The sequence below is a fragment of the Ensifer sp. SSB1 genome (assembly GCF_016652895.1).
GTDB lineage: Bacteria > Pseudomonadota > Alphaproteobacteria > Rhizobiales > Rhizobiaceae > Ensifer.
The window spans coordinates 1-10578 of sequence record NZ_JAEPRP010000031.1 but is presented as its reverse complement, the minus strand read 5'-3'; the positions used below and the strand labels follow the sequence as shown (position 1 = coordinate 10578).

The window sequence follows — 10578 nt, the reverse complement described above, 5'->3', positions numbered from 1 at the left end:
GCGATCATGTCGGCAAGCGCCGGCAGCATGTCCGGATGCAGGCTGGTCTCCGGCTCGTTCAGCGCAATGAAGCGGGGCCGGCGATAGGACAGCAAGGCGGCCGCCAGCGCCAGGAAGCGCATCTGCCCATCGGAAAGCTCGCGCGGCGAAAACGGCCGGTTGGGAAAATCCGGAAAGACCAGCGAGAATTCGGCGAACTGACCGGGCTCGGGAACATCGAGATAGGCGCCACCGAAGGCATCGGCGATAGCACGGTCGAGGTCGACCGTATCCTGACGTGTGTGCCTGAGCGTCGCAAAGACCGCGGCCATGTTAACGCCGGTCTCGTCGAGCATCGGCGCCGTCACGGCGAGACAGGGCAGCCGAAGCGGCGAATCGCGATCCGTGCGGAAGCCGTGGAAGAACCGCCATTGGTCGACCGCGCGGCGAAAGGTTCCGACCTCCGGATAGTGACCGGCGTCGCCGAGCAGCGAAATCGCCGTCTCCGAGGTCAGCGCCGTTTCCGGATAGTCCTCCATCCGTCCGCGCTCGCCGCGCACGAAAATGCCTGGCCCGGATCGTTTCATCATCGTCACCGGCCGCCTGCCGGTTTCGACCGTCAGTTCCTCTTCCTTGACCTGAGGCTCATAGGCAAAGCCGGCGGCAGCCAATGGCGGACGAAGCCCTGCCTCGATGCGGTAGCGAAAGGTGATCGCCCGTTCCTCGTCCAAGAGTTCGGTTTCCAATCGGATGCGCGCCGGCTTGTCGCCGCGACGGCGGCCACTCCAGAGCGCCGACGACATGCCGCCCTCTTCGGCGATCTCGCGCGCCAAGGTCCCGCGCGTGGCGGATTGCACGAGCTGAAGCGCCCGATAGAGATTGGATTTGCCGACGCCGTTCTCGCCGATGAACAGGTTGACCCCGGTCAGATCCATGCGGATCGACTTCAACGAACGGTAGTTTTCGGCAAACATGGATTGAAGCTGCATGGCCCAAGACCTAGCCGATCCGCCGCCCGGCGTGAAGCCGGCAGACATGGCGGGCCGGTCGTCAGAGCGCGGCCGCCCCCTGCAACCGGGGCTGGAACGATGCGTCCGCATCCATGGCCAGATCGAAGACCGTGTGCCGTTCGAGTGCCTTCGTCACCTCGCCGGGCTCGCCTTCCAGCGCATCCGGCGAGATCAGGTTGCCGATGCGGAAGTCGAAGTGGTCGCCCTTCTTGTTGAGCAACTCATGAAACACGGTCATGTCGCGCAGTTCCGTCGACCACTTGGCGAACCAGTAGAACAGGCCGGAATTGCGGGCGCTCATATGCACCGGCAGGATCGGCAGGCCGTACTTGCGTGCAAACCCCACCGCGGACGTCTTCCATGGCCGCTCGTTGAGGCAGCCGTCCGCCCAGAAGGCGATGCGCCCGGAAGGAAAGAGGATCGTCGCCTTGCCCTCGCCGATCGCCCGGTTCGTCACCTGCAGCGTCTCGCGGGCCTTCAGCTTGCTCTTGTGCTCTTCCCGCCACTCGACCGGGATGACCATCTCGACGAAGCGCGGATTGACGCGAATGGCATCGCGGTTGGCGAAGAACATCATGTCCGGCCGTCGTGTTTTCAGCAGGTCGAAGACGGCAATCCCGTCGGCAATTCCGGTCGGGTGGTTGCTGACCAGCAGGAAGCCGCCCTTGGCCGGAATCCGCTCGGCCCGGTCGACCCGCACGTCCAGCGACAGAAGCGAACTCAGATGTTCGAAGGCCTGAAAGCCGGGCATGTTGGCGACCGCATCGGCAAACTCGTGTGCCTTGCGATAGTTCAGCAATGCATAGAGGAATGGGCGCACCAGCGGCCACACGGGGCTCTTGACGATGCGCCGCCCGCGCTCGGCAATCAGGGTATCGACGATGTGACCAGGCTGCCCCTGTGAGACCAGGGCGATTACTTCAGCAAAATGCGCGAATCCGTTCACCGAATCCCGTCCCGCCATAGTCCGATCCGATTCTTTCCGGCTGAACATCGCAATTCTATATGATCGAAGAATGACAGATTCCAAGGGCGCATTAGCAAAAACATAAGATGCATCAGAGCATTGTCGCGGATGAAACATCTTGGAAAATGACAATGAACGAGCTCCTCGTCATAGGCCATCCGGAACTCCTCGCCGAGCGTCAGCGCTGGCTCGACGGGCTGATGCGGGAACGTCGCCTCTCGGATAACACTGTCGAGGCCTATGAGCGTGACACGCGCCAGTTCCTGACATTCCTGACCGGGCATTTGGCTGGACCGCCGCGACTTTCCGATATCCGCACGCTGCGGCCAGCGGATCTGCGTGGCTTCCTCGCCCAGCGCCGCAAAGGGGGCGCCGGCGCTCGCACGCTCGGTCGCGGGCTCGCCGGGCTGCGCTCGTTCCTTCGCTTCCTCGAGCGCAACGGTCTCGCCAATGCCGCCGGCGCCACTGCGGTGCGCTCGCCGAAGCAACCGAAATCCCTGCCGAAACCGCTGACCGATCGCGATGCACTCAACGTCGTGACCGCAGAGGCACAGCTTGCCGAGGAGCCCTGGATCGCCGCCCGCAATGCCGCGGTACTGACCCTGCTTTACGGATGCGGCCTGCGCATTTCCGAGGCGCTCGGCCTGACACCGGGCGAATTTGCCGGTGCGCCCTCGTCGCTGCGCATCGTCGGCAAGGGCGGCAAGACCCGCCTCGTGCCGCTGATCGAAGCGGCGCGCCAAGCCGTTGCCACCTATATCAAGCTCTGCCCCTATCAGATCGCGGCCGATGAGCCGCTGTTTCGCGGCGCCCGCGGCGCCAAGCTGCAGCCCGCGATCATCCAACGCGAAATGCAGAAGCTGCGCGGTGCCCTCGGCCTGCCGGACACGGCAACGCCGCATGCGCTGCGCCACTCCTTCGCCACCCATCTGCTTGCCGGCGGCGGCGATCTCAGAACCATTCAGGAGCTTCTTGGCCATGCCAGCCTGTCCACGACGCAGGTCTATACCGGCGTCGATTCCGCACGGCTTCTGGAAATCTATGACCGCGCCCATCCGCGCGCCTGATTTTCGGCGAAACCATGGATTAACCATGCCCCTTAAGGAAGCCGTGACCGGCCTGGGCCTAGGGTTCTGCAACGACCGTCCGACCGTCGGGGAACAATGATGACCGCCTTTGCGAGACCTGATCGAAACCTGCCCCGCAACCTGCTCGCATGGGTCACGGACGGTACACTCTGGCTGATTGCCCTGCTGCACCTCGTCCTGGCCGCCAGCCTCGTCGTGACCCTCTTCTTTGTCGCGGAAGCCGATGCGAAGGAAGCCGAATGCGGCGGTTCGAATGTCCTGACGGCCCTTGCCAAGTCGGACCCGACAAGATTCGCAGCACTCGAAGCGGAAGCCGCAGCCGTTCCGAACGGCAAGGGCATCTTCTGGAAGATCGAGAAGGACGGCATCGCACCTTCCTGGCTGCTCGGCACCATGCACGTCACCGATCCGCGTGTGCTGGCGCTCCCGACCGAGGCGCCGGCCGCCTTCGAGGCAGCGTCCACCGTCATCGTCGAATCGGACGAAATCATCGACGAGAAGAAGTCGGCCGCAGCGATCCTGATGCGGCCCGACCTCACCATGTTTCCGGACAACAAGACGATCGCCGACTTCCTGAAGCCCGGCGATCGTGAAAAGCTTGAAGCGGGCCTCAAGGCGCGCGGCATTCCGCTGACGCTGGTGGCGCGCATGAAGCCGTGGATGATCGCGAGCTTCGTCGCCTTGCCCGCCTGCGAGATCACCCGCAAGGCGACGGGCGCCTCCTTCCTCGACAAGAAGATTGCCGAAGATGCGGTCAGCCAGGGCAAAGCGCTCAAGGGCCTGGAGTCGCTGATCGAACAGCTCGCGGCGATGGACTCTCTTCCGACCGAACTGCACCTGCGCGCCCTCATCGAGACGCTGGCGCTCGGCAAGACGATCGACGACGTCTTCGCGACAATGACCGACCTCTACCTTGCCGGCGACACCGGCATGATCATGCCGATGATGAGGGCCGTCGACACGACGTCGAGCGACGATTTCGGCTATGCCGATTTCGAGCAGCGCATCATCGTCGACCGCAACAGGACGATGGCAACGCGCGCCGAACCAATCCTGAAGAACGGCGCGGCCTTCATGGCCGTTGGCGCGCTGCACCTGCCGGGCAAGGAAGGCCTGGTCGAACTGCTGCGCGCCCAGGGCTTCACAGTCACGCGCGCCAACTGACAGCGCCGGCCGGCGGAGGATGTCGGCCGGAACTACGCTTAGCCCTGCACGCTCGCACGCGAAACGACTTCGGAAGTGGGCGCCATAGCGCCGTCACCCTCGATCCTGCCCAGGCGGCGATAACCCCAAAACGCGGCGCCAACGATCAAGACACCGGCGGCGAGCGCGATGGTGAAGCCGGCCTGCACACCGAAGCGCTCGACCACCGCCCCTGACACCGCCGCCCCCGCCGCAACGCCGACCCCGAGACCGGTGGTCAACCAGGTCAGCCCCTCCGTCAGCTTCGACGGCGGCACGGCGATTTCGCCAATGCTCAGGGCGACGATCATCGTCGGTGCGAAGAACACGCCCGAAACGAACATCATCGTTGCAAGGCTGCCGATCCCGCCGACGAACAGGAGCGGCAACGTGCTGGCGGCCGTCATGCCCGCGCCGATCAGGAACAGCTTCGGCAGCGGCAGGCCTAGCCTGACTGCGCCAAACGCCAGACCGGCGACGCAGGAACCAAGCGCATAAAGCGAAAGCACGAGGCTCGCGGCGGCCGGTCGTCCCTCGGCCTCGGCAAAGGCCAGGCTGACCACATCGATCGTGCCGACGATCACACCCATGCCGGCAAGCGCCGCGATAAGTACACGCAGCGCCGGGTAACGAAGAACCGAACCCGGCGCCATCGTCTCGGCCGGTTTGACGGGTGGCTCGGTTCCCTTCTGCAACACGAAGGCGGTAACGCCCACGACAAGGAATACCGCGGCTGCCAGCGGTCCGGCCTCGGGAAACAACCCGACACTCAGGCCGACCGCAATGGGAGGCCCGACGATAAAGCAGATCTCGTCGAAAACGGATTCGAGCGAAAAGGCGGTCTTCAACTCGGGGCGACCGCGATAGAGTTGGGTCCACCGCGCTCGGGTCATCGCCGACATGCTGGGCGTGCATCCCGCGAGGATCGCAAAGACGAAGAGCGTCCAGTCCGGGGCCTGCCAATGGGTTGAAGCCAGCAGGGCCGACGTGCCGAGAATACTGAGCACCGTGGCAAGCGGCAGGATGCGGCCCTGACCGAACCGATCGACGAGCCGCGAAACCTGCGGCGCCAGCAGTGCCGAGGCCAGAGTGAACGCCGCGGCCACGCTGCCGGCAAGCCCATAACTGCCGCGAGCCTGCGCCAGCATGGTGATGATGCCGATCCCCATCATCGACAGCGGCAGGCGCGACACCAATCCCGCCAGGGTGAAGCCCACCGTGCCTTTGGCGGCAAAGATCCGTGCGTAGGGATTGGCCATGGAACCTCCTGCAAAACCTGTTTTAGCGCCGCGTCACTAGCATACGCAATGTATGTCAGTGGTATTGACATACGCGCCGCATGTCAATTAACGTACTCTACGTATGCAAAAGGAAGGGAAAATGCCAAGGCGCGCGCGTAGCGACATGATCGCGGAGACGAGGGGAAAGCTGATCGCCGCCGCGCGGGATGCCTTCAGCCGGCTCGGCTACACCGAGACCTCCATGGACGACTTCACCGCTTCGGCCGGGCTCACTCGCGGCGCGCTCTATCACCATTTCGGCGACAAGAGAGGCCTGCTACGTGCTGTCGTGGAGACCCTGGACGCCGAGATGGATGTGCGGCTCGATGCCGCCTCCGAGGCCGCGGATCTATGGGAAGGGTTCGTGCGCCGTTGTAAACTCTATCTGGAGATGGCGCTCGAACCGGAGATCCGACAAATCGTGTTGACGGACGCACCGGCAGTTCTCGGCGCAAGCGTGCTGGAGCCGAGCAGGCGGCAATGCCTCGCTTCGCTCGCCGCCCGGCTTTCGGCCATGATGGCCGAGGGCGTCGTGCGTCAGGGGAATGCGGAGACATTGGCACGGCTGATCAATGGCGCCCTCGCCGATGCGGCGCTCTGGATTGCAGAGGCGAATGATCCGGTTACGCGCTTGGCCAGCGCGAGCGACAACTTGGACCTGCTGCTCTCTGGGCTGAAGAACGAGATCTCAGCTTAGCCGCCCGGACCCGCCACCCGCGCCAAAAGGGTCGGCACGATCATCTTGTGAAACGGCGTGACTGCCGCAAGGTAAACCCGCCCGAACGCATTGTGCCGCCGGACGAGCGTGGTGACGCCGACGATCTGGTTGACGGCGGACCCTGCCCTGACGTCCACGACGATGCGAAAATCGAGATGTTTGTCGTCGAAGCCGAGCACCACTTCGTCATCGCTTTTCGACAGCACCGGGAACGCCCCGACCAAGCCGAAACGACCCGGCTTCGGCGCGGCCGACTTCAAGCCGACGACAGAGACTACGCCGTTGCGAAGACGGAGCAACTCGCGGATCCATCGCGGCGAGCGGCCAAGCGACCGCTCGACTGCTTCCGCAGCGGTCACGCCCTTGCCGTCAAGGGCAAGCTCGAATCGGTCGGCCCAATCTGCTTCCGGTAGATGCCGGTTCGGCAGAGAGATGGCCACGGCTCTCGGTTTCATGTTTCCTCCTGATGCCTCGGCATCGATTGCGATGTGAAACATGATTGCGCCGCCCACCGCCACTGGACAGGAGGCCGCTTGTCGCAGCCCTCGGGCCAATCGTCACATCCCGCCTTGCGCAACGAACCGTTGTTCCCCAAGCACCAGGCTCTTCCCTTCCATCGGCCAAGCTGCATAACTCAAGCGGAACGTTGCAAATTCTGGAGACGAACAATGGAAACCAGCTACGACACGCGCGAACTCGAAATGGTCGTGCTGATGACGCCTGACATGGCGAACTTCAGCGGCAAGGTCCACGGCGGCGCGCTGCTCAATCTCCTGGACCGCGTGGCCTTCTCCTGCGCTTCGCGCTTTTCGCAGCAATATGCGGTGACGCTTTCGGTCGACCAGGTGATCTTTCGCCAGCCGATCCATGTCGGCGAACTCGTCACCTTCCGCGCTGCGGTCAACAATGCCGGTCGCACCTCCATGGAAATCGGCATCCGGGTCGAGGCCGAAAACATCCGCAGCGGCGAACGCCGCCATACCAATTCCTGTTATTTCACCATGGTCGCGGTCGACGCCGACGGAAGCCCGACACCTGTTCCTGCCCTTGTCACCGATACCGCCGACCGCAGGCAGCGGCAGCGCGCGGCCGAGGCACGACGCGCCCTCAGGCGCGAGTTCGAAGAGCGTTTCCACGCGATCAGGTCTGCTTCTGAGGAGTGAGGCTGTCGCCGGGACCAGAAAGGCCGATGGCAATAATGTCAGCAAGCGCTGACGTTGCGTGGGCGGACAGCAGCCGGCACGCCTGAACCGCGCGGCTGGAAACAGGGGGCCGCGTTGGCGCAGCCCCCTGCATGATCCTTACATGTGGATCGGCTTGAAGAAGGTCGAAAGCGCGGCTTCCTTGACCGCTTCCGACATGGTCGGATGCGCATGGCAGGTGCGGCCGAGGTCTTCCGACGAACCGCCGAATTCCATCAGCACGGCAATCTCGTGGATCATCTCGCCGGCGCCGAAGCCGACGATATGGCCGCCGAGCACCCGGTCGGTTTCCTTGTCCGCAAGGATCTTCACGAAGCCGTCGGTGGCGAGCATTGCGCGCGCGCGGCCGTTGGCCGTGAACGGGAACTTGCCGACCTTGTAGGCGACGCCTGCAGCCTTCAGCTCTTCTTCGGTCTTGCCGACGGAAGCGACTTCCGGCTGGGTGTAGACGACACCCGGGATCACGTCATAGTTCACGTGACCGGCCTGACCGGCGAGGATTTCCGCAACGGCGACACCCTCATCCTCGGCCTTGTGGGCGAGCATCGGACCGCGCACGACGTCGCCGATCGCGTAGATGCCGGCAACGCTCGTCTGATAGTGATGGTCGATCTCGACGCGGCCACGCTGGTCCATGACGACGCCGGCCTTGTCGAGGCCGAGGCCGTCCGTGTAGGGCTTGCGACCGGTGGCGATCAGAACGACGTCGGCATCGAGCGTCACGGCGTCACCACCCTTGACCGGCTCGAAGGTCACCTTGGCGCCCTTGCCGTCCTTGACGACGCCGGTCACCTTGGCGCCGAGCTTGAAGTCCATGCCCTGCTTGGCGAGCATGCGCTGGAACTGCTTGGCAACCTCGCCATCCATGCCGCCGAGGATCGAATCGAGATATTCGACGACGGTCACCTTGGCGCCGAGGCGCGCCCAGACCGAGCCGAGTTCGAGGCCGATGACACCGCCGCCGACGACGATCATGTTGGCCGGGACCTTTTCGAGCGCAATGCCGCCCGTCGACGAGATGATAACCTTCTCGTCGATGTCGACCTTGACCCCCGGAATGCCGGCGACGTCGGAGCCGGTGGCGATCACGATGTTCTTGGTTTCGAGGATCTGCTCCTCGCCCTTGTCGTTGGTGACCGAGACCTTGCCCTGGCCGAGCACCTTGCCGGTGCCCTGGATGCCGTCGATCTTGTTCTTCTTGAACAGGAACGAAACGCCCTCGACGTTGGCCTTAACGGTCGCGTCCTTGTGCGCCATCATCTTTTCGAGGTTCAGCTTCGGCGCGGCGACTTCGACGCCCAGCGCGTCGACGCCGTGGGCAACCTGGTGGAACATCTCGGAGGCATGCAGCAGCGCCTTCGACGGGATGCAGCCGATGTTGAGGCAGGTGCCGCCATAGGTGGCGCGCTTCTCGACGACGGCAACCTTCAGGCCGAGCTGTGCCGCCTTGATGGCGCAGACATAGCCGCCGGGGCCGCTGCCGATAACGATGAGATCATAAGCCATTTGCATATCCTTCCTTCAGGACGGTTACCGCCCGCCGCTGACATTGAGAATTGACCCCGTCACATAAGTCGCCTTGTCTGACAGGAGGTAGAGAACCGCGTCAGCCACTTCCTCGGCCGTGCCGGGTCGCTGAACGGGAATGGTGGAGGCGAGATCGCGCGCCCGGTCCGGCAGGCCGCCGGACGCGTGAATCTCGGTATCGATGATGCCGGGGCGGATCGCGTTGACGCGAATGCCTTCGGTCGCGACCTCGCGTGCGAGGCCGATGGTAAGAGTGTCGATCGCGCCCTTCGAGGCGGCGTAGTCGACATACTGGCCCGGAGAGCCGAGCACGGCAGCGACCGAGGAGATATTGACGATGACGCCGCCCTCGTGCCCGTAGCGTGTCGACATGCGGCGGACCGCCTCCGCCGCGCAGCGAATGGAGCCGGTGACGTTGATGCGGAACATGCGCTCCAGCCGCGCGGGAGACATCTCGTCCACCCGCTCTGTCGGCCCGACAATGCCGGCATTGTTGACGAGACCGTCCAGCCGGCCGAAGGCCGTATCGACGGCGGCAAAAATCGCCTGGATATCCGCCTCAGAGCCGACATCGCCCTGAACGGCGATCGCCGTGCCCCCGGACCGCACGATCGCGCCGACAACAGCATCCGCCGCATCGCGGTTCGACGCATAGTTGACGGCGACGCGCCAGCCGGCTTTCGCTGCGCCGAGGCAGATTGCTGCGCCGATGCCGCGGCTGCCGCCGGTCACCAGGAGAACGGGGCCGGCACTCATGCGGCGCATCCCTTCAGCGTGAAGGCGTCCCAGCTGTCGGCTTCCGCCCTGCCCTTACCCCAAGCGGTCGAAGCCCTGAGCGATGGCCCGAAATCAGGGAGCAGCAATTGCTCAGCCGCCGGTTCGGTCTCGGCGGGGATCTCGCTGATCGCGCCGGCCTTGTCGAGCGCATAAACGACGCCCTGCCATACTGTGCAGGCGCGCAGTTCCTCGCCGGTCGCATCCCCCTCGGGGCAATTGTGCATGATGAGTCCAGTCGCGCGCTCCGGCTCGCCCGCCGGCATCACGACGCCGTCGAGCAGCAGGCCCGGCTTCAGGACCGCCACCTTGAAGTGATTGCTGGTCGCCGCACTTTCCGAGCCGACCGGCTCGAAGCGCAGCTCATAGCCACCATCGCGGTCGCCGTAGATCGCGTGCGACTGCTTGCAGTCGGCGGCAATCGCCGGTGCGGCGAGGGCAATGCCGAAAAGCGCGGAAATGAGGCGACGAAGAACCATGATCAGGCGACCTTCTCCGTCGCGAGCTTGACGCCGAGGGCGATGAAGACCACGCCGCTGGCACGATCGATCCACTTGCTGGCGCGGGTGAAGGCGGCACACATGCGCGGCGTCGTCATGAACAGGCTGACGCCGACGAACCAGAGGATCAGGCACGAGGCCATGACAAGGCCATAGCTGAACTTGACGAGGATCGGCGTATGGGCGCTGACGACCGTGGAGAAGATCGACAGGAAGAAGAACACCGGCTTGGGGTTGAGCGCATTGGCAGCAAATCCAAAACCGAATGCCCTGGCAGCCGACTGGCTCTTGGCCGGATCAGCGCTTTCGGTGCGGTCGACCTTGATCTCCGTCTGGCCGGCACGCAGCGCC

General features: G+C 64.3%; 12 protein-coding genes. 4 read left to right on the top strand and 8 right to left on the bottom strand.

All coding sequences use genetic code 11. From position 1 onward, the window contains the following. Positions 1-968, bottom strand: a 968-nt coding sequence (locus tag I8N66_RS10425; protein WP_291153225.1) for an AAA family ATPase, incomplete at its 3' end; no start/stop codon positions are given. Between the two features lie 61 nt (positions 969-1029). Continuing rightward, entirely contained in the window at positions 1030-1953 is a 924-nt protein-coding gene (locus tag I8N66_RS10420; protein WP_291153222.1) for a GNAT family N-acetyltransferase, read from the bottom strand. 89 nt (positions 1954-2042) lie between these two features. On the opposite strand from I8N66_RS10420, the gene I8N66_RS10415 reads away from it, so the two are divergent. Continuing rightward, positions 2043-3023: a tyrosine recombinase XerC gene (locus I8N66_RS10415; RefSeq protein WP_291153219.1), complete on the top strand. Its 981-nt coding sequence runs from the start codon at positions 2043-2045 to the stop codon at positions 3021-3023. Between the two features lie 99 nt (positions 3024-3122). After that, positions 3123-4208 carry a TraB/GumN family protein gene (locus I8N66_RS10410; RefSeq protein ID WP_113535252.1) on the top strand — a complete coding sequence of 362 codons (1086 nt, stop codon included), beginning with the start codon at positions 3123-3125 and terminating at the stop codon, positions 4206-4208. Positions 4209-4246: 38 nt separating this feature from the next. On the opposite strand, the gene I8N66_RS10405 is transcribed toward I8N66_RS10410, so the two are convergent. Continuing rightward, positions 4247-5485 (bottom strand): MFS transporter, encoded by a 1239-nt coding sequence (locus tag I8N66_RS10405; protein WP_291153217.1) that lies wholly within the window; start codon positions 5483-5485, stop codon positions 4247-4249. 121 nt (positions 5486-5606) lie between these two features. Here I8N66_RS10405 and I8N66_RS10400 point away from each other — a divergent pair, with 121 nt between their 5' ends. Next, on the top strand, positions 5607-6203 hold the full coding sequence (locus I8N66_RS10400) for a TetR/AcrR family transcriptional regulator (protein WP_291153214.1): 597 nt from the start codon (positions 5607-5609) through the stop codon (positions 6201-6203). On the opposite strand, the gene I8N66_RS10395 is transcribed toward I8N66_RS10400, so the two are convergent. After that, complete coding sequence (locus tag I8N66_RS10395; RefSeq protein WP_291153212.1) at positions 6200-6679, bottom strand: DUF2867 domain-containing protein; 480 nt, start codon at positions 6677-6679, stop codon at positions 6200-6202. The genes I8N66_RS10400 and I8N66_RS10395 overlap by 4 nt on opposite strands. A gap of 213 nt (positions 6680-6892) precedes the next feature. Between I8N66_RS10395 and I8N66_RS10390 the strand changes: the two genes are divergently transcribed. Next, entirely contained in the window at positions 6893-7387 is a 495-nt protein-coding gene (locus I8N66_RS10390; protein WP_113535256.1) for an acyl-CoA thioesterase, read from the top strand. Between the two features lie 138 nt (positions 7388-7525). On the opposite strand, the gene lpdA is transcribed toward I8N66_RS10390, so the two are convergent. The 4 genes from lpdA to I8N66_RS10370 form a co-directional block, all read right to left on the bottom strand. Then, complete coding sequence (gene lpdA, locus I8N66_RS10385) at positions 7526-8932, bottom strand: dihydrolipoyl dehydrogenase (RefSeq protein ID WP_291153208.1); 1407 nt, start codon at positions 8930-8932, stop codon at positions 7526-7528. Between the two features lie 24 nt (positions 8933-8956). Next, a complete protein-coding gene (locus I8N66_RS10380; RefSeq protein ID WP_291153205.1) occupies positions 8957-9709 on the bottom strand; it encodes an SDR family oxidoreductase in 753 nt (250 codons plus the stop codon). After that, complete coding sequence (locus I8N66_RS10375; RefSeq protein ID WP_291153202.1) at positions 9706-10206, bottom strand: hypothetical protein; 501 nt, start codon at positions 10204-10206, stop codon at positions 9706-9708. Before I8N66_RS10375 ends, I8N66_RS10380 begins: the two co-directional genes overlap by 4 nt. Before the next feature lie 2 nt (positions 10207-10208). Further along, a partial coding sequence (locus I8N66_RS10370; protein ID WP_291153199.1) for a LysE family transporter occupies positions 10209-10578 on the bottom strand: 370 nt, incomplete at its 5' end.